General features: G+C 70.5%; 19 protein-coding genes. 7 read left to right on the forward strand and 12 right to left on the reverse strand.

Features of this window, described 5'->3' with window-relative positions:
• Nucleotides 1–9: 9 nt before the first annotated feature.
• Nucleotides 10–1,440, reverse strand: coding sequence for a CoA transferase (locus ASC98_RS24340; RefSeq protein WP_082542238.1), 1,431 nt, complete (start codon nt 1,438–1,440; stop codon nt 10–12).
• A 172-nt stretch (nt 1,441–1,612) separates the two neighbouring features.
• On the opposite strand from ASC98_RS24340, the gene ASC98_RS30830 reads away from it, so the two are divergent.
• Nucleotides 1,613–1,756 carry a hypothetical protein gene (locus tag ASC98_RS30830; RefSeq protein ID WP_157598230.1) on the forward strand — a complete coding sequence of 48 codons (144 nt, stop codon included), beginning with the start codon at nt 1,613–1,615 and terminating at the stop codon, nt 1,754–1,756.
• A gap of 215 nt (nt 1,757–1,971) precedes the next feature.
• Nucleotides 1,972–2,235 (forward strand): hypothetical protein, encoded by a 264-nt coding sequence (locus ASC98_RS30835; RefSeq protein WP_157598228.1) that lies wholly within the window; start codon nt 1,972–1,974, stop codon nt 2,233–2,235.
• A 50-nt stretch (nt 2,236–2,285) separates the two neighbouring features.
• Here the strand turns inward: ASC98_RS30835 and ASC98_RS24345 are convergent, their stop codons facing one another.
• The 4 genes from ASC98_RS24345 to ASC98_RS24360 form a co-directional block, all read right to left on the reverse strand.
• Nucleotides 2,286–2,492: a hypothetical protein gene (locus ASC98_RS24345; protein ID WP_056816917.1), complete on the reverse strand. Its 207-nt coding sequence runs from the start codon at nt 2,490–2,492 to the stop codon at nt 2,286–2,288.
• A gap of 71 nt (nt 2,493–2,563) precedes the next feature.
• Nucleotides 2,564–3,505 (reverse strand): NAD(P)/FAD-dependent oxidoreductase, encoded by a 942-nt coding sequence (locus ASC98_RS24350; RefSeq protein WP_056816920.1) that lies wholly within the window; start codon nt 3,503–3,505, stop codon nt 2,564–2,566.
• A complete protein-coding gene (locus tag ASC98_RS24355) occupies nt 3,489–3,956 on the reverse strand; it encodes an Rrf2 family transcriptional regulator (protein ID WP_056820529.1) in 468 nt (155 codons plus the stop codon). The genes ASC98_RS24350 and ASC98_RS24355 overlap by 17 nt, the downstream gene beginning before the upstream one ends.
• Nucleotides 3,957–4,026: 70 nt before the next feature.
• The gene (locus ASC98_RS24360) at nt 4,027–5,094 is read right to left on the reverse strand and encodes a putative zinc-binding metallopeptidase (protein WP_056816924.1); all 1,068 of its coding nucleotides are present in this window, start codon (nt 5,092–5,094) and stop codon (nt 4,027–4,029) included.
• Between the two features lie 241 nt (nt 5,095–5,335).
• Here ASC98_RS24360 and ASC98_RS24365 point away from each other — a divergent pair, with 241 nt between their 5' ends.
• A complete protein-coding gene (locus tag ASC98_RS24365) occupies nt 5,336–5,944 on the forward strand; it encodes a hypothetical protein (protein WP_056816928.1) in 609 nt (202 codons plus the stop codon).
• A gap of 19 nt (nt 5,945–5,963) precedes the next feature.
• Here ASC98_RS24365 and ASC98_RS24370 read toward each other — a convergent pair whose 3' ends face one another.
• Nucleotides 5,964–6,494, reverse strand: a complete 531-nt coding sequence (locus ASC98_RS24370; RefSeq protein ID WP_057480089.1) for a hypothetical protein — start codon at nt 6,492–6,494, stop codon at nt 5,964–5,966.
• A 162-nt stretch (nt 6,495–6,656) separates the two neighbouring features.
• Here ASC98_RS24370 and ASC98_RS24375 point away from each other — a divergent pair, with 162 nt between their 5' ends.
• Entirely contained in the window at nt 6,657–7,091 is a 435-nt protein-coding gene (locus ASC98_RS24375; RefSeq protein WP_056816934.1) for a hypothetical protein, read from the forward strand.
• On the opposite strand, the gene ASC98_RS24380 is transcribed toward ASC98_RS24375, so the two are convergent.
• Complete coding sequence (locus ASC98_RS24380) at nt 7,010–8,746, reverse strand: ABC-F family ATP-binding cassette domain-containing protein (RefSeq protein WP_082542237.1); 1,737 nt, start codon at nt 8,744–8,746, stop codon at nt 7,010–7,012. The two genes, ASC98_RS24375 and ASC98_RS24380, sit on opposite strands and share 82 nt — an antisense overlap.
• Nucleotides 8,747–9,063: 317 nt before the next feature.
• Between ASC98_RS24380 and ASC98_RS24385 the strand changes: the two genes are divergently transcribed.
• Nucleotides 9,064–10,875 (forward strand): ATP-binding protein, encoded by a 1,812-nt coding sequence (locus ASC98_RS24385; RefSeq protein WP_162249344.1) that lies wholly within the window; start codon nt 9,064–9,066, stop codon nt 10,873–10,875.
• Between the two features lie 53 nt (nt 10,876–10,928).
• Here the strand turns inward: ASC98_RS24385 and ASC98_RS24390 are convergent, their stop codons facing one another.
• Nucleotides 10,929–11,408 carry a DUF4275 family protein gene (locus tag ASC98_RS24390; RefSeq protein ID WP_056816940.1) on the reverse strand — a complete coding sequence of 160 codons (480 nt, stop codon included), beginning with the start codon at nt 11,406–11,408 and terminating at the stop codon, nt 10,929–10,931.
• 143 nt (nt 11,409–11,551) lie between these two features.
• Here ASC98_RS24390 and ASC98_RS24395 point away from each other — a divergent pair, with 143 nt between their 5' ends.
• Nucleotides 11,552–13,363 carry a cellulase family glycosylhydrolase gene (locus tag ASC98_RS24395; protein WP_056816943.1) on the forward strand — a complete coding sequence of 604 codons (1,812 nt, stop codon included), beginning with the start codon at nt 11,552–11,554 and terminating at the stop codon, nt 13,361–13,363.
• Nucleotides 13,364–13,388: 25 nt separating this feature from the next.
• Here ASC98_RS24395 and ASC98_RS24400 read toward each other — a convergent pair whose 3' ends face one another.
• From ASC98_RS24400 to ASC98_RS24410, 3 genes are read right to left on the reverse strand one after another with little or no spacing between them, the layout of a single operon-like run.
• Nucleotides 13,389–13,790: a hypothetical protein gene (locus tag ASC98_RS24400; protein ID WP_056816946.1), complete on the reverse strand. Its 402-nt coding sequence runs from the start codon at nt 13,788–13,790 to the stop codon at nt 13,389–13,391.
• Between the two features lie 42 nt (nt 13,791–13,832).
• On the reverse strand, nt 13,833–14,714 hold the full coding sequence (locus tag ASC98_RS24405) for an RNA polymerase sigma-70 factor (RefSeq protein ID WP_056816948.1): 882 nt from the start codon (nt 14,712–14,714) through the stop codon (nt 13,833–13,835).
• 37 nt (nt 14,715–14,751) lie between these two features.
• Nucleotides 14,752–15,504: an SDR family oxidoreductase gene (locus ASC98_RS24410; RefSeq protein WP_056816951.1), complete on the reverse strand. Its 753-nt coding sequence runs from the start codon at nt 15,502–15,504 to the stop codon at nt 14,752–14,754.
• Between the two features lie 155 nt (nt 15,505–15,659).
• On the opposite strand from ASC98_RS24410, the gene ASC98_RS24415 reads away from it, so the two are divergent.
• Nucleotides 15,660–16,649, forward strand: coding sequence for a LysR family transcriptional regulator (locus ASC98_RS24415; protein ID WP_056816955.1), 990 nt, complete (start codon nt 15,660–15,662; stop codon nt 16,647–16,649).
• Here the strand turns inward: ASC98_RS24415 and ASC98_RS24420 are convergent.
• Nucleotides 16,642–17,121: a carboxymuconolactone decarboxylase family protein gene (locus ASC98_RS24420; protein ID WP_056816957.1), complete on the reverse strand. Its 480-nt coding sequence runs from the start codon at nt 17,119–17,121 to the stop codon at nt 16,642–16,644. The genes ASC98_RS24415 and ASC98_RS24420 overlap by 8 nt on opposite strands.
• Nucleotides 17,122–17,188: the final 67 nt, after the last annotated feature.

A 17,188-nucleotide genomic window follows, 5' to 3' on the forward strand; every position in this document is an offset into this window, starting at 1 on the left:
GCGGCAGGTTCACGCCGCCCATGCAGCGTCGTGCGTGCCCGGCGGCATCGACGGCCAGCGCCACAGCGGCGGGGTGTCGGAGAACTGCGCCGCATGCCGCGCCGCGACCAGGCGGCCGAAGCCGGACGGTTCGCTGACCAGCCAAGGCGCGATCTCGGGTGCGGTGACCGACAACCCAGCGTCGACCCGCCCGAGCGAACGCAGCCAGCGGCCGACGCCGGCCAGCGACACCTGCACATGCCAGCTGCCGCCTTCTTGTGCCTGCCGCCACAGGGCGGCCTGCGTGCCGAAGGCCAGCAGGTACCCGGCCGCGTAGTCGAGCGCCTGCAGCGGCAGCGCCTGCGGCTTCGCGGCGCCCGCCGCGCGAGCTTCGGCGTCGTTGAAGCCGGTGGCGGTCTGCACCAGCGAATCGAAGCCACGCCGCGTCGCCCACGGCCCGCTGGCGCCATAGGCCGACAGCGACACCGCGACGATGCCCGGCCGCAGCGCGGCCAGTTGCGCCGGTCCGAAACCGAGCGCCGCCAGGCCGCCCGGCCGGTAGCCCTGCAGGAACACATGCGCGTCGGCGAGCAAGGCCTTGAGCCGTTCACGGCCGGTGGGCTCGCGCAGGTCCAGCTGGGCTGACCGCTTGCCACGGCTGGTCTCGGCGATGCCCTCGATGTTGGGCAGGTGCGGCGCGTTCAGCAACAGCACCTCCGCGCCATAGGCCGCCAGCGTGCGACCGGCCACCGGGCCGGCGAGGATTCGCGTCAGGTCGAGCACGCGCAGCCCGTGCAGCGGGCGATCGGTGGCATCGGACGGCGGCCGGGCTATCGGGCTGGCGCCACCGATGCGGTCGATGCGAACCGTCGGCTCGCCGGCCAGCGCCAGGGCCTGCGGATGCCGGTCCCATTCGTCGAAGCTGCGCAACGCGGCGACGACCAACCCGGCCTGCGCCGCGGCGTCTTCGACATCGTCGGCACGCCAGCCGCGCAACGCCTGCTCGACCGCAGCGCGCTCGGTGCGCTCGCCGACCGGGCAGCCGAGCAGCTTCAGCGCGCCGTCGCGGTGGTGTGCGAAGTTGGCGTGGATCCGAACCCAGCCCGGTGCGCCGATGCCGTGGCCGCAGGGGTACAGCCCCGACAGCTTGTCCCACACCTGCGGCGCGCGGCCGTCGAGCGTGAAGTGGGCGCAGCTTTCGAGCACCGCGTGTTCGCGCGGCACCAGCACGCGCTGGCGGCGGCCCTGGTGCAGGTGCCACAACTCGGCCGCCGCGCCGGCCGCAGCCGCCATGCTGGCCTGGATCGCATCGGCGACGGCGAACGAACTGGGCAGCACCGGTGCGTTGCCGGGCACGCTGAGGTGGTCGAGCCCTGCGGCCGGCAATCCGGCCTGCTGCCACAGGGTGGCCAATGCGCGTCGTACTGGAGAGACGAGGGAGTCACGATCTTCGAATGGCACACGGTGCTCCTGGCAAGGTGACGATGGAGTGCATTCTGGACGGTCCCTGATGTTCGCCTCAGGGTGCTTTGACAGTGAACTGTTTGCACTCGCTTGTGACTCAGGTTGCTGGGCGAGCGAAGTGCGCTTGCCTGAATTTCATCATGTTGGAGCAGTGAAATGAGTGTTGGTCATGTTGCCCGAGGCGATCGCCGAGTCGCGCGAATCGCGTCTCATCTGCTGGAACGTCTCGGCAATAAAGTCAGACGTTTTCGTCAGCGAGCAGGAGATCTTTGCAGCGCAGTTGCCGATCAAGTCAGTCCACGGCGACCTGTGATGCCTTCTCCCGAAGAGCTGCTCCGTTGCCCGGATGAAGGCGGTTCAACGAAGTTTGTGTTGTTGCCTGAGGCCTACGACAACGCTCGACGGTCCGCCGGGACTTCCAGCCCGCACGGGTCCAGATCGAACGGCCTCGACACACGCAGTTCGGATCGATTCCACCGAGATCGCAAGAGCGGCGACTCGGCAACCCGCGGAACTCAGCCCGCGGACATGGACATCTTCAGCGGCTTCAAGCTGCCTTCTGATCCAGAAGTCCCGGCTGCGAGAATTGACACCACCCGTGCGTCGCCGCGTATCCCGAAGTCGAGTGGTCGGAACGATCTGAATGCTCACAAAAACAATTCGATCAAGCTGAAACCCAATTTGCTCTGGCAGGACGATCCACGCGACAGCACGTCGTCATCGTCCTCGTCGTTGGGAAGCTATCTTCGTTGGCCGAATGACACTCACAAAAACGACCCTGACGCCCATTGAGTCTTGACGCCCCCCCGTAGGTGAGCGGGCCGCGTGTTTTCGGCGTGGGGTCAGCGGGGTTTTCTGACATTCCCCGTCTGCTGCCTCTCGTCCGGCTCGGCCGCGCCGCTGACGGGCTGGCTCACCGCCTTGCCGATCGACTCCAGCACGTTGTCATCGTCCTTCGGCGGTGTGCCCGGGCGGCGGCCTTCGCGTGCGGTCGGCGTGCTGGCCGGCGTGTACGAAGGCGGCGCGGAACGGTCGGTGGGTTTCGGCATGAGGTGGTCCTTGAGGTGAGGCTGCCGGGCAGCGGGCATGCGATGCGGCAATCCACATGCCCGTGCCGCGGTCAGCTGCCCAGCCCCGCCACCAGCGACCGGTGCAGCGCGACACCAGCCAGCACGCCGTCGGCCGAGGCGAGCGTCGCGTTGTGCCGCATCTGCGCCGCGTCGCCGGCCGCGTAGACGCCGGGCACGCTGGTCATCTTCAGGTCGTCGACGCGCAGCATCGAGCCGATCGGGCCGTCGACGATCTCGCAGCCGAGCGTCGCCGCCAGCGGCGCGGCGGCGATGCACACGCGCGGTGCGATGAACATCGCCTGCAGCGGCAGCAGGCGACCATCCACCAGCCGCGCGCCGGCGAGGTGCGGCAGCGGGCCTTCCAGGCCGCTGACCACGGCCGGCTCGACCGCGACGCCATGCTGGCGCAGCAGCTCGCTCGACGCGTCGTCGATCGCGTTGCCGTTCAGCAGCAGCGTGGTCGGGCCCCAGTCGGCGATCAGCAAGGCGTGGTGCGCCGACTCGGGCGAGCCGTACAGCACCCCCAGCCGCTGGCCGCCGAACTCGTAGCCGTGGCAATAGGGGCAGTGCAGCACGCTGGCGCCCCAGCGGGCCTGCAGGCCGTCGATCTCCGGCAGCAGGTCCTGCACGCCGACCGCCAGCAGCAGGCGGCGCGCGGCGAGCGTGCTGCCGTCGTCGAGCGACACCGTGAAGCGCCGGTCGCCGCCGGCGTCGTCGTCGATCACGCGCGCCTCGACCGCGCGGCCATCGACGAAGCGCACCGACGGATAGGCCCGCAGCCGCTCGCGCGCCGCGGCGATCAGCTCGAAGGGCGGCGTACCGTCGTGCGCGAAGAAGCCGTGCGCATGCGCGGCAAAGCGGTTGCGCGGCGCGCCGTCGTCGACGACGCAGACCGGCCGGCGCGCACGGGCCAGCTGCATCGCAGCCGACAGGCCGGCGAAGCTGCCGCCGATCACGATCGCGTCATGGGTGGATTCAATGGGAATGCTCATGAGAAAGGTCCTTCGGTGAATGGCCGCCGGCCAGCATGCGGCGGTGGAAATCGTTCGACAGGTCGGCGAGCGTGACCTGCCCGAGCCGCTTCAGCAGCAGCGCCTCGGCGTCGTGGCAGGCGCTGTCGAGCGCGGCGTTGACCGCCTGCTCGACCAGGCAGCCAGGGCTTTCGGTGCGGTTGCCGAGCGCCAGCAGCGCCGGCGAGCCGAGCGCCGCGTGGATGTCGCCCAGCGTCACTTCATTCAGCGGGCACGACAGCACCCAGCCGCCGCCATGCCCCTTGGCCGACGCGACGAAGCCCGCTTCGCGCAGGCCGGTCATCAGCCGGCGCACGACGACCGGGTTCGTCTGCATCGCCGCGGCGAGCGACTCCGACGTGGCCGGGCTCTTCAGCTCGGCCATGTGCAGCAGCACGTGCAGGACACCGGAAAGCTTGCTGTCTCGTTTCATGCAACATTATGAGTTGCATGAGTGTGGATTCGCCGCCCGCCGGGCGGATGACCCCGCGGCGGGCGAGGGCTCAGCCGGCGTTGCCGGACGCTGCCCCTGCCGCCGTCACCACCCGGTGCACGAAGTCGAGCTTGCGCACCACCGGTTCGGGGACCACGAACGGGTACGCGTCGTGCGAGCCGAGGCTGCGCGACATCGCGTTGATGAACTGCGAGATCGGCAGCCAGCGCTCGACCAGCGCCGGCGCGAGCGCACCGTCGCGCAACTCCAGCGCCGCCGCGCGCACCGGCGCGCCGCCCGGCGACGCGAGCTGCAAGCCCCAGGCCGACGCGGTTTCCAGCCCGTCCTGAACGTGCAGGTAGTGGGCCCAGCACTCAGCCCAGTCCTCCCAGGGGTGCGCGCTCGCGTAGGCGCTGACGAACTGCTCCGGCCAGTCGGCGCGCGGCGCCGCGTAGTGCGCCTGCAGCGCCTGCGCGTAATCGGCGCGCTCGTCGCCGAACAGCGTGCGGAACTCCTCCAGCCACGGCGTGCCGTCGACCAGCAGGTCCCAGTAGTAGTGGCCGATCTCGTGGCGGAAATGGCCGAGCAGCGTGCGGTACGGCTCGTGCATCTCGGTGCGCGCCTGCTCGCGGCGCGCATCGTCGGCCTCGCTGACGTTCAGCGTGATGGTGCCGTTGTCGTGGCCGGTCATCACGCGCTGGCCGGGCTGCAGCTCCTGCAGGAATTCGAACCACACGCCGTGTTCGGGGTCGACGGCCTTGCTGCGCACCGGCAGGCCGAGCGACAGCAGGCTGTAGACCAGCCGCCGCTTGGCCTGCTCGATCAGCCGCCACGACACCAGGTTGTCCGGCTCGCTGAGCGCCGGCAGGATGTGCGTGGTCTGGCACGAGGTGCACAGCGTGTCGTCGCTGTCGGCCCGCACCATCCAGTTGCAAGCCTGCGCGCTGGTGTAGTTGTGGCAGGGCTTCTGCGCGGCGGCACCTTCGCGCAACCGCTGCCACGCGCCGTCGTCGGCGATCTCGAAGGCGCCCATCTCGCGCTCGTCGGGCACGAAGCCGAGTGCGGCGCCGCAGCGCTCGCAGGCCACGTTCTCGAAGAACACGCGCAGTCCGCAGCGTTCGCAAGCCAATGTCTTCATCGCACGAGGATAGGGCGCGGCAGCGCGGCGGATCCGGGCCGATCGGGCCGTCGAGCTGTAGGACGAAGTCGCATTCGCTTGTCACTCCCCCTCAAGGAGGGGGCGCCGAGGCACCCACCCTGAAGGGCGGGTTCTCGCATCTGTCACGCAAGCTCCACCACAATGGCAGGTCCAGTCCGGGGACCTTGCATCCGACCACCGGACAGCGACGTACGACAAGGACGTGGAAAGGGAAAGGCCGATGATGTTCACGCTGCGCGTTGCCCCCGATTGGGCCGAACAGGTCCGCAGGATCCGCGAGTCGGTCACCGAAGAAAGCCACCTGATCCGGCCCGACAACGGCTTCTACCGCATCTGCCATGCCGGCGATGCGAGCTTCCAGGTGCGCGTGCTGCCGGGCAGCGGCATGAAGGCCGTCGAGTTGCGGCTGCGCGAGAGCGACCTCGAGGTGACCCATGTCGATGGCCGGCTCGATGGCGGCCGGCCCGACAGCGGTGCCGCCCGGCTCGACGAGCACGCGCTGATGGTGCTGAGCGTGGTCGGCTCGTTGCGCAGCGATGCGCTCGCGGCCCGGATCGGCCAGCTGCGGCGCGTCGCGTCGACCGGCCTGCCGGGCGCGCCGGCGCAGCTGCCGGCGAGCGAATTGCGGCAGGACGCGCGGACCTGGGGCCCGGCCAGCGAATCGATCTTCAATGCGCTGAGCTCGACCGCGCGCGGCATCGCACTGAAGCGCCGCGCCGAGCTGACGCCGCTGCAGCGCCACTTCAGCGAGCGGGTGGAGCTCGCGAAGGTCGAGCCGGGGCTGCAGGCCGCGGCACGCGGCATCGCGGTGCTGAAGCGCCCGAAGTGACCTGACGCCGCAGCCCTCGTCAGGGCACCGCGCGGCAGCCGGTCAGCAGTTCCAGCAGGCGGGCCTGGATGGCCTTGCGCGAGCGCTCGTTCGCGAACTCGCCGCGCGACACCAGCTGCGCACCGGCCGGCGTCTTGCGAAAGCCGTTGAGCGCGGCAAGCTCGTCTTCGGTGTACTCGGGCATCGGCGCCGTCAGCGGCTCGCCGGCGTCGAGCCGCGCCTGCACGACGCTGCGTTCGGTGTACTTGCGGCCGGCCGGCGTCGCGAGGAAGGCCTCGATGGCGTCGACGTCGGCGGCGCTCCAGTTGTCCTTCACCGCGGTCTCGAAGACCGGCACGAGCGCCGCGGGCTGCAGCGCTTGCACGCAGGTGGCGGCGTCGACGCCGACCTTGTTGCCGGCCCGGGCCTCGCGCATCGCGGCCTGCACGCCGACCAGCGTCGAGCGGGCGAGCAGCGTGGCGCTGGCGGTGGGCGTGGCCGCCGCAGCGGTGCCGGCGCAGGCCAGCAGGGTTGCCACAACGGTGGCGGTGAGCATGGTGGTGTATCGCATCGGGCGATTTTGGCGCATCCGCCGTGCCGGTCCGCAACGGCCGGTAAGTGGGCGGTAAACGCGCGGCGTAGGCCGATCCTGCGTGGCATTCGGCCCGCCGTCCGACAGACTCTCTTGCCACGGTTGCACAGACTTCAGCGATCCACACTGAAGGAGCCGCTGATGAAGACCGCCACCTTGATGCGCTCGCTCGCGCTGGCACCGTTGATCATGCTGAGCATTCCCGCGGCGATGGCCGCCGACAAGGCCGCGCAGCAGTCGGCGCGTGCCCGCTTCGAGCAGGACAGTGCCGTCTGCAACAGCGGCCGCTCCAACCAGGACCGCGCGACCTGCATGCAGGAAGCGCGCGCCGCGCTCGCGGCGTCGCAGGGCGGACGCCTGCCCGAGGTCGACCCCAGCCTGGCCCGCAACGCGACCAGGCGGTGCGCCGCGCTGCCGATCGACGATCGCAAGGACTGCGAAGCCCGCATGCAAGGGCAGGGCACGACCAGCGGCAGCGCCGCGGCCGGCGGCATCTACCGCGAGCTCGTCACGCGCACCGTCGGGCCGGTGGAACCGGCTGCGTCGGGCGCCGCGCCGGATCCGGAGCGCAAGTGATCGCCGCCTGAGGCCGGCCACCGCCATCGGTGGCTCGGCCGCAACGCCTCGATGAACTCCGAATCGTGGCTGGCCACCAGCAGTGCGCCTTCGAAGCCCTGCAGCGCGCGCTGCAACTCCAGCGTGCTGTCGAGGTCAAGGTGGTTGGTCGGCTCGTCCAGCAACAACAGGCAGGCCGGCTCGCGGCGCCACAGCGCACAGGCGAGGGCGGCCTTCAGGCGTTCGCCCGCGCTCAGTGCGCCCATCGGCAGCACGACCCGCGCCGCATCCAGGCGCAGCTGGGCCAGCCGCGTGCGCAGCTCGCCAGGCGGCAGCGGACAGTCGAGCATGCGCAGGTGGTCCAGCAGCGACCGCTGCGGTGGCAGCGAGGCCGCGCCGTCCTGGTCGAGCATCGCGAACGGCACATGCAGCGTGGCGCTGCCCGCGGCCGGTGCGAGCAGCCCGGCGAGCACGCGCAGCAGCGTGCTCTTGCCGCAGCCGTTCGGGCCGGTCAGCGCAATGCGCGCCGGGCCGCTGACCGAGCCGTCGCACAGCGGCGCATCGCCGTGCGGAAGCTGCAGGCCGTCCAGGCGCAGCACCCGCTTGCCGGGCACGACCCGGCTGGCGGGCAGCGCGACGAACACCGCCGGCGCGTGCGCGACGCGACGCGCGGCGTCCCGCACCGCCGCGTCGAGCGCGCCGCGCGTGCCGGCGTCGCGCTTCATGTCGCGCGCCTGGGTCGCCTCGGACGTTTCGCGCATGCCGTTGATCGCGATCGCCGACAGGTTCGCGCCGCGCGCGCTCTCGCGTGCCTGCGCGTGCCGGCGCTGCCGCGCCTCGTGCTCGCGGCGCAACCGGGCCAGCACCGTGTCGCGCTCGGCGCGCGCGTGGGCGAGCGCAGCGTCGGCCGCCGCCGCTTCGGCGTCGCGACGGGCGGCGTACAGCGCGTAGTCGCCGCCGTAGATCGCCAGGCCGCGCGGTCCCAGCTCGACGATGCGGTCGACCGCACGCAACAGCGGCCGGTCGTGGCTGACCAGCACCACGGTGCGCTTGCACTGCCTCAGCCAGCGCTGCAGCCATGCGCGCGCCGGTGCATCGAGGTGGTTGCTCGGCTCGTCGAGGACCAGGCTGTCGGCATCGGCCACCATCGCGCCGGCCAGCGCGACGCGCATGCGCTCGCCGCCGCTGAGCGCAGCCATCGGCGTGTCGGGCGAGAGCTGGGGCAGCCCGGCGTCGGCGAGCCCTTGCGCGATGCGCGCGGGCAAGTCCCAGTGGCCGTCGGCGAGCAGCAGGTCGTCGGCGGTCGCGCAGCCTGCGGCCAGGCGGTCGACGGCCGCCAGCGCGCTGGCCACGCCCATCGCATCGGCCACGCGACGCGGGTCGTGCGCGAGCAACGGCGGCGACACCAGGTGCACGCGGCCGGCGCGTTCGACGCATCCCTCCGACGGGGCGAGGTCGCCGGTCAGCAGTCGAACCAGCACGCTCTTGCCGACGCCGTTGCGCCCGACGATGCCGAGCCGCCCGGGCCCGATCGCCAGCGACAACGGGACCGACCACAGCGAGCGGCCGTCGGGCGTGCGCCATTGCAGGTCGCGCAGCTGAAAAGCGAAGGACGAAGAAGAAGGGGCGGGCGGATGCGCCCCGGACGGGCGTCGGCCCGTGGAGATCGATGACATGGCTGGCTTTCCGAGGAAGCTTCCGAAGAAGCAGGCACGCCACGCCGCATGAGGGGCGTGGAACGGCGTTCGAAGGAAAGGCTCAGCGGCGCATCGGTCTGCCAGGCAGGGTGGGGGAGGCGGCGATCCTAGCGGCGGCGTCGCAGCGCGTCAACGCACCGGCGGCCGGGCGGCGCCTCATCCTCACTCTGGAGGATGAGCGGCTGCAAACGAGGCTACCAAAGGTCGCAAGAACGCCGCAAGCGCTGCCCTGCGGCGCTGTAGGACGCGTACCATCGTCCGCAAACCAGCGACCGCTGACGCAGCAAAGGCGCGACGTGGAGACGACAGCCCCCGGTCCCGGCGACGAGCCCGGCCTCATGCTCGAGGCCGGCGAGCTGGCTGCGCGCAAGGCCGGCAACGCGCGCCGCGTCTACACGGTCCAGATCCCGGCGATCCGCACGATCGGCTTCGTGATCGTCTGCCTGATGGTGGTGCTGCAGGCGGGGCGCGAAGGCACTGCGCTGGCGCCGCCGCAGCTGGCGCTGATCGGCATCAACCTGCTCTACGCCTGGCTCGGCTGGATCGCGCTGCGCTGGGGCTGGCAGCGCACCGGCCGGCTCGACCTGAGCATGCTGCTGTTCCATGTCGACGTGCTGGTGTGGATCGCGAACCTGCACTACCTCGAGAAGTCGAACCTGTTCTTCGCCTACCTGCTGCTGATGCGGGTGGCCGACCAGGTCGGCTTCGGCTTCCGGCGCGCGTTCTGGTTCAACCACGTCACGGTGGTCGCCTACCTGGTCTACGCGCTGTGGCTGTGGGTCTACGAGCCGGCCGCGGTGCAATGGATCGACCGGCTGGCGATCGCCGCGACGATGTACGTGCTCGGCGCCTACCTGGCGGTGACCGGCCTGGTGATCGAGCGGCTGCGCAACCGCATGCGCGTCGCGGTGCGTTCGGCGCGCGAGCTGGTCGACAGCCTCGAGCAGGCGAGCCGCGCGAAGTCGCAGTTCCTCGCGATGGTGAGCCACGAGATCCGCACGCCGATGAACGGCATCCTCGGCACCACCGAACTGCTGCTGTCCACCCCGCTGCAGCCCGAGCAGCACCGCTATGCGAAGACGGCGCACCGCTCGGCGATGGCGCTGCTCGCGCTGATCGACGACGTGCTCGACCTGTCGCGCATCGAGGCCCGCAAGCTCACGCTGCACCCGACCGCGGTGGACGTGGGCGCGCTGGCCGCCGAGACCGTCGAGCTGATGAGCTTCGCCGGCCGCGACAAGCCGGTCACGCTGAACTGCTCGCTGCCGGCCGGGCTGCCGGCCGTCGTCGAGTGCGACCCGGTGCGGCTGCGCCAGGTGCTGGTTAACCTGCTGCACAACGCGATCAAGTTCACCGAGCGCGGCACCGTCGCGCTGGTCGTCACGCTGCAGGACGACACGCCCGAAGCGGTGCGGCTGCGCTTTCGGGTCGAGGACACCGGCATCGGCATCCCGGCCGACCAGCTCGGGCCGATCTTCGATGCATTCACGCAGGTCGACGGCAGCAGCACGCGCCGCCACCGAGGCAGCGGGCTCGGCCTGGCGATCGTCAAGCAGCTGGTGGAATTGATGGGCGGGGACATCGGCGTCAGCAGCGAACCGGGCGTCGGCTCGGCCTTCTGGGTCGAGCTGGCCATGAAGAAGTCGACCGCGACGCCGGCCCCGTCGCCCACCGCGCTGGCCGCCGAGCCGGTCGCGCCGCGCGGCCCGCTGCGCGCGCACGTGCTGCTGGCCGAAGACGACCCGGTCAACCAGATGGTGCTGCACAGCATGCTGGTGAAGCTGGGCTGCGAGGTCGACATCGCGGCCGACGGTGCCGCCGCGTTGCGCGCCGCGCAGGTGTTCCGGCACGACCTGATCTTCATGGACCTGCACATGCCGGTGATGGACGGCCACGACGCGGCGCGCCATATCCGTGCGTGGGAGCGCGAGCAGGGCGGCTACACGCCGATCGTCGCGCTGACCGCCGACGCGCTCGACGGCGACCGCGAGCGCTGCCTGGAGGCCGGCATGAACGACGTCGTCACGAAGCCGGTCAGCACCGCGATGCTGGCCGCCGTCATCGAGCGCTGGACGGCGCACCGGACGCCGCCGGCATCGACCTGGTGACGCAGCGGCAGAACGCCGCGCGGCCCGCTGCCGGCCGCCTCGCGCTCACAACCTCACATCCAGCCCTTGCGCCGCGCGGCCTCGATGTCGTGCGCCTTCTGCAGCTTCGCCAGGTTGGCGGCGTTCAGCTTGTCGTACTGCGGGTGCTTCGCGAAGTACGGCCCGAGCCAGCCGTCCTCGTGCGTGAACGACATCGTCCACGCGAGGTTCGGCGGGAAGACCTGGTAGTCGCGCAGCATCGCCCTCGCCGGGCGTTGGTCGGTGGTGAACGCGAGGTCGCGGTCGTTGGACAGCACGATGTAGCCGGGCGCCTGCTGCTGGTCGTACGCGGCCTGCGCCGCCTCGCCCGACACGCTCGGGTAGCGCTCGTTGCTGAAGACGTGCCACAGGTAGGCGCGTGCGTTGACGCCGAAGCGGTCGAGGCCGAAGACCTCGAGCCACTGCGCGACCAGCGCAGCCACCTCCGGCTTCGTGAAGGTGGAGGTGACCCGGCCCGGCGTGACCAGCGGTTCGTGGAGGCGGCGATCGACCATCGCGCGCACTCTAGCGCACCGGATCGCTCACCGAAACCAGCGCACTGAAACCCGCTGTTACCGCGGGCAGGACACCTCGCCCGCGGAATCTCGCCTACCCTCGGCCTTCATTTTTGAAAACGGTTTCAACGAAGGGGAGCGTGATGGTGTCGAACAGGAATTCCGTGTCGTCGTGGCGTGCCGTCCTCACCGCCGCGCTGTTGTCGGTGGCCGCAGCCGGCCCGGCGCTGGCCGACGTGCCGGCGCTGTCGGTGCGCGGCAACCAGCTGCTGGTGGGCGGCACGCCCGGCAGCCTGTCGGGCGTCAGCTACTACTGGAGCAACAACGGCTGGCCGGGCGCGCGCTTCTACAACGCGAGCACGGTGGGCTGGCTGAAGTCGGACTGGAAGGCCACGGTCGTGCGCGCGGCGATGGGCGTGGACGAAGCCGGCGGCTACCTGCAGGACCCGGCATCGAACAAGGCGCGCCTGAAGGCGGTGGTCGACGCGGCGATCGCGAACGACCTGTACGTGATCATCGACTGGCATTCGCACTACGCCTACCAGTACCAGGCGCAGGCGATCGAGTTCTTCCAGGAGATGGCGCGCACCTACGGCAAGAACAACCACGTCATCTACGAGATCTACAACGAACCGAAGAACGACGCGAGCTGGAGCGGCAACGTCAAGCCGTATGCGCAGGCGGTGATCGGCGCGATCCGCGCGATCGACCCCGACAACCTGGTCATCGTCGGCTCGCCGAACTGGTCGCAGGACGCCGACGTGGCGTCGCGCGACCCGATCACCGGCTACGCGAACATCGCCTACACGCTGCACTTCTATGCCGGCACGCACGGCCAGTTCCTGCGCGACAAGGCGAGCACGGCGATGGCCAACGGCCTGGCGCTGTTCGTCACCGAATGGGGCTCGGTGAATGCCGACGGCAACGGCGGCGTCGCCACCGACGAGACCAATGCCTGGGTCGCCTTCATGAAGGCCCACAACCTGAGCAATGCCAACTGGGCGCTCGACGATGCGCCGGAAGGCTCGGCCGCGCTCGCCTCGGGCGCCAGCTCGACCGGCGGCTGGCCGGAATCGGCGCTGACCGCGTCCGGCAAGCTCGCGCGCAGCATTGTGCGGGGCTGGGGCGGCACGCCGCCGCCGGCCGCCTGCGCCAACACCGCGCTGCCGGCGAAGCTGCAGGCCGAGAGCTGGTGCCAGATGTCGGGCGTGCAGGTCGAAGCCACCACCGATGCGGACGGCGGCAGCAACCTCGGCCACATCGACGCCGGCGACTGGATGACCTATGCGGTCGACGTGCCGGCCGACGGCAACTACCGCGTCTCGTACCGCGTCGCGGCGGCCGCCGGCGGCGCGAGCCTGCAACTGGAGCAGGGCGGCGGCACGCCGGTGTTCGGCACGGTCGACATCGCCGGCACCGGCGGCTGGCAGAACTGGTCGACGGTGTCGCACGTGGTCGCGCTGAAGGCCGGCAAGCAGGTGCTCGGCGTGTCGACGAAGACCGGCGGCTTCAACCTGAACTGGCTGCAGGTGGAGCGGGCCGACGGCAGCGGGTCGACGCCGCTCGCGACGGTGAAGGCCAGCACCTTCTCGCAGATGAGCGGCGTGCAGACCGAGGCCACCTCCGACGCCGGCGGCGGCCAGTCGGTCGGCTACATCGACGCCGGCGACTGGCTGTCGTATGCCGGCACGCCGATCACGGTGCCGAGCACCGGCACCTACACGATCGCGTTCCGGGTCGCGAGCCTGAATGGCGGCGGCTGGTTCTCGTTCGAGGAGGCCGGCGGCGCACCGGTGTATGCGACCGTGTCGGTGCCGGCCACCGGCGGCTGGCAGAACTGGACGACGATCAAGGCGACGCTGACGCTGACCGCGGGCACGCACAAGTTCGGCTTCAAGGCGCAGAGTGGCGGCTGGAACCTGAACTGGTTCAGCGTGACACCGGGCGTGCAGTGAGGTGAGCGCGGCAGCCGTGGGCGGCTCACCATCCCTTGCCAGGCTTGTCGGGCTGTCGCTGGGTGATCTTGGCCGACTTCACCTGCTCGCGCGTGAACAGGAACAAGCTCTCAGGGCTTCGCTCGCCGCGCTCGACCTCGCGTTCGAGCTGCGCATTCCTGGCGGCAATCGACGGGTCTCCGGTGTAGCGCTTCCGGCGGCGGGTCTTTCCAGGCGGGGAGGTCACATGGGCGAGCATGCGGTCCAGCACGCCGCGATCTCCCTGCAGCAACAGCAGCGACTCTTCCATCGTGATGCCCGCAGCATCGAGGGCGGCGCCTAACCTCACCCAGTACTCGACTTGTTCCGCGAGCGAACGATGGACCGCCATGCCGGCTGCTGCGGCAAGGTCATACACACCATCGGACACGCGGATCGATTTGGCCATCGTGCCATCTTATGTGGCATTTGGCGACATAACAAGAAGGCCTCAGCACCCCCCGAACGCCCTCGCCACCCGCACCAGCTTGTCCGGATTGCGCTGCACGTGGATGCGCACGATGCGCTCGCCGTCGGTCTCGCACGACTGCGCCGATTCGAGCACGCCGTTGAAGAAGCGCAGCAGGCCCCATTCGCCGTTGATCAGCGCGAGCTCGACGCGCAACTCGTCTTTCCACCGCAGGTTGGCCGAGAAGAGCAGCTGCGCGATGCGCTGGCCGCCCAGCATCGGCCGCCCGAAGCTCGGCACCTTGCCGCCGCCGTCGCCGATCAGCTCGGCATCCTCGGCCAGCATCGCCTTCAGCGCCGAGAAATCGCCTCCGGTCAGCGCCTGCGCGAAACGGCCCAGCAGGCGCCGGTGCGTGTCGGGCGACACCTCGAAGCGCGGCTGCTCCTCGCGCAACTGCACGCGGGCGCGGTGCACCAGCTGGCGGCAGGCGGCCTCGCTCTTGCCGATGGTGCTGGCCAGTTCGTCGTAGTCGGCGTCGAACACCTCGCGCAGCAGGAAGGCGGCGCGCGCCTCGGGCGTCAGGCGCTCCAGCATCAGCAGGAAGGCGACCGACAGGTTGTCGGCACGCTCCAGCATCTGCTCCGGCGAATCGGGCGAATCGGTCAGCACCGGCTCGGGCAGCCACAGGCCGGCGTAGTGCTCGCGCTGGACCTTCGCGGCGCGCAGCCGGTTGATCGACAGGCGGGTCGCGACGGTGACCAGCCAGCCGGTCGGGTCGTCGCGCGCGACGTAGTCGGCCTCGTGCCAGCGCAGCCAGGTGTCCTGCACCACTTCCTCGGCCTCGGCCAGCGAGCCGAGCATGCGGTAGGCGATGCCGCGCAGCCGGGGGCGCAGGCCGTTGAAGGTGAGCGAGGCGGTGTCCATCGAAGGAGAACGTTCGAGGGACCCATTCTGTGACAACCTAGGCTTGCGCGGCGAACCACTGCGCGAACGTCACCTGGCCGAGGCGTGCGTTGTCGCCCGCCACCAGCGTGCGGTCGTCGATCTCGGCACCGAAGTAGCGCGACTGCGCGTCCGCGACGACGCGGCGCGGGTCACCCTTGGCGACCAGGAAGCGCTGCACCAGCTCGGCCAGCCGGATGCGCTCCGGGCCGCCGATCTCGACCGTCGTGCGCAGCGGCTTGCCGAGCGCCACGTCGTGCATCGCCTCGGCCACGTCGTCCGACGAGATCGGCTGCACGAAGGCCGGCGACAGCCGCACCGTCTGGCCGTCGGCCTCGGTGCCCGATTGCGCGATGCCGCCGAGGAACTCGAAGAACTGCGTCGAGTGCACCAGCGAGTACGGCAGCGGCGAGGCCTTGATCAGCGCCTCTTGCGCGAGCTTGGCGCGGAAGTACCCGCTCGCCTGCAGCCGCTCGGTGCCGACCACCGACAGCGCGACGAGGTGCCCGACGTCCGCGGCGGCGGCCGCGGCCAGCAGGTTGCGGGTCGAGGTCTGGAAGAAGCTCATCACCGCGTCGTCGGCGAACGACGGCGAGTTCGACACGTCGACCACCACCTTCGCGCCGGCCAGCGCGGCGGCCAGGCCCTCGCCGGTCAGCGTGTTGACGCCGGAATTGGGCGAGGCGGCGAGCACCTCGTGGCCGCTGCGGGCGAGGCGTTGCACGAGCTTGCTGCCGATCAGGCCGGAGCCGCCGATCACGACGATCTTCATGGTGGGCTTTCAGAGTTGCGAAGGGTGGGTGGATGCTAGGAAGCGCATCCCGCCGCCGGAAGCCCTGCGGGAGGGACCACGCTGTTGCCCGCCGCGCACCAATCTTTTTTTTCGGTGGCGTGTCACAAGGCCCGGGGCTCGCGTGTTCTACAGGCATGGACACCTCGAACCCGCTCGCTTCACCCCCGGCCGGCGACACGCTGGCCGCCAGTTTCGCGGCCAGCTATGCCGGCGTGGTCGCCTTCATCGCCGTCGTCGACGAAGGCAGCTTCGCGAAAGCTGCCGACCGGCTCGGCATCGGCCGCTCGGCGGTCAGCCGCAGCGTGCAGAAACTGGAGGCCCAGCTCGACGCCCGGCTGTTCCACCGCACCACGCGCAGCACGGCGCTGACGCGCGAGGGCGAGCTGTTCCATGCGAACTGCCGGGTCGGCGTCGACCACATCCAGCAGGCGCTGGACGACATGCGCGAACTGCGCCAGGGCCCGCCGCGCGGGCCGCTGCGCATCGTGTCGACGGTGGGCTTCGGCCGCAAGGTGGTGGCGCCGCTGCTGCGCGGCTTCCAGGCGCGCTACCCGGAGATCGCGCTCGACCTGCGGCTCGACGACCGCCCGGCCGATTTCACCGCCGACGGCATCGACGTCGCCTTCCGCGACGGCCGCCTGGACGACAGCCAGGTGATCGCGAAACGGCTGATCCCGATGCGCCTGGCGGTGGTCGCATCGCCGGGCTACGCGCGCGAGCACGGGCTGCCGCGCAGCGTCGACGAGCTGGCGGCGCACCGCTGCATCAACCTGCGGCTGGCGTCGAGGCGGGTGCGGGACTGGGAGTTCAAGGTCGATGGCCAGCCGCGCAAGCTGGTGCCGCCGTCGCAGCACACCTTCAACGATGCCGACCTGGTGCTGCAGGCCGCGCTGGACGGCCAGGGCCTCGCGCAGGTGGCCGCCTACCAGGCCGGCGAGCTGCTGCGCAGCGGCCAGCTGGTGACCTGCCTGGAGGACCAGGCACCGGACGACGGCGGCCACTACCTGTGCTACCTGAGCCGCCGCCAGTTGCCGGCGCGCATCCGGGTGTTCATCGACCACATGAGCACCGAGATGCGTGCGCTCGACTTCGACTGCCCGCTGGCGGCGACGGCGCTCAGCTGAGCTTGGCCTTGTCGAGGCCGAACGCGGTGTCGGACGAGCCCGGCACGGTGCGGAACGCGACGTTGATGCGGTTCCACGCGTTGATGTTCATCACGACGTAGGTCAGGTCGGTCAGCTCCTTCTCGGACAGCTGGCCGCGCACGCGCTCGTAGATCTCGTCGGGCACGCCCTGCGGCGACAGCGTGGTCAGCGCCTCGGTCCAGGCCAGCGCGGCGCGCTCGCGCGGTTCGAACAGCGTCGACTCGCGCCAGATCGCGAGGTGGTGCAGGCGCAGCGGGCGCTCGCCGTGCATCGTCGCCTGCTTGATGTGCATGTCGACGCAGAAGCCGCAGCCGTTGATCTGCGAGGCGCGGATCGAGACCAGGTCGTGGATCTTCTCCTCGATCGTGCTGTCATGCACCGCGGTGCTGAACGCGACGAACTTCTTGAATAGTTCGGGCGCCTGCTGAACGTAATTGATGCGTTGGGTCATCACATGCTCCTTCGTGTCCCCAGTGCGGCTGGGGTGCCCGGGTTCTGCGGAGTGCGGAATGGGCAGA

The sequence above is a fragment of the Rhizobacter sp. Root1238 genome, from assembly GCF_001425825.1.
In the GTDB taxonomy this organism is placed as follows: Bacteria; Pseudomonadota; Gammaproteobacteria; order Burkholderiales; family Burkholderiaceae_C; genus Rhizobacter.

Coding starts and splice junctions, on each gene's coding strand:
- ASC98_RS30830 (WP_157598230.1), top strand. CDS start 1,613: ATGTTGCCCGAGGCGATCGCCGAGTCGCGCGAATCGCGTCTCATCTGC.
- ASC98_RS30835 (WP_157598228.1), top strand. CDS start 1,972: ATGGACATCTTCAGCGGCTTCAAGCTGCCTTCTGATCCAGAAGTCCCG.
- ASC98_RS24345 (WP_056816917.1), bottom strand. CDS start 2,492: ATGCCGAAACCCACCGACCGTTCCGCGCCGCCTTCGTACACGCCGGCC.
- ASC98_RS24350 (WP_056816920.1), bottom strand. CDS start 3,505: ATGAGCATTCCCATTGAATCCACCCATGACGCGATCGTGATCGGCGGC.
- ASC98_RS24355 (WP_056820529.1), bottom strand. CDS start 3,956: ATGAAACGAGACAGCAAGCTTTCCGGTGTCCTGCACGTGCTGCTGCAC.
- ASC98_RS24360 (WP_056816924.1), bottom strand. CDS start 5,094: ATGAAGACATTGGCTTGCGAACGCTGCGGACTGCGCGTGTTCTTCGAG.
- ASC98_RS24365 (WP_056816928.1), top strand. CDS start 5,336: ATGATGTTCACGCTGCGCGTTGCCCCCGATTGGGCCGAACAGGTCCGC.
- ASC98_RS24370 (WP_057480089.1), bottom strand. CDS start 6,494: ATGCGATACACCACCATGCTCACCGCCACCGTTGTGGCAACCCTGCTG.
- ASC98_RS24375 (WP_056816934.1), top strand. CDS start 6,657: ATGAAGACCGCCACCTTGATGCGCTCGCTCGCGCTGGCACCGTTGATC.
- ASC98_RS24380 (WP_082542237.1), bottom strand. CDS start 8,746: ATGTCATCGATCTCCACGGGCCGACGCCCGTCCGGGGCGCATCCGCCC.
- ASC98_RS24390 (WP_056816940.1), bottom strand. CDS start 11,408: ATGGTCGATCGCCGCCTCCACGAACCGCTGGTCACGCCGGGCCGGGTC.
- ASC98_RS24395 (WP_056816943.1), top strand. CDS start 11,552: ATGGTGTCGAACAGGAATTCCGTGTCGTCGTGGCGTGCCGTCCTCACC.
- ASC98_RS24400 (WP_056816946.1), bottom strand. CDS start 13,790: ATGGCCAAATCGATCCGCGTGTCCGATGGTGTGTATGACCTTGCCGCA.
- ASC98_RS24405 (WP_056816948.1), bottom strand. CDS start 14,714: ATGGACACCGCCTCGCTCACCTTCAACGGCCTGCGCCCCCGGCTGCGC.
- ASC98_RS24410 (WP_056816951.1), bottom strand. CDS start 15,504: ATGAAGATCGTCGTGATCGGCGGCTCCGGCCTGATCGGCAGCAAGCTC.
- ASC98_RS24415 (WP_056816955.1), top strand. CDS start 15,660: ATGGACACCTCGAACCCGCTCGCTTCACCCCCGGCCGGCGACACGCTG.
- ASC98_RS24420 (WP_056816957.1), bottom strand. CDS start 17,121: ATGACCCAACGCATCAATTACGTTCAGCAGGCGCCCGAACTATTCAAG.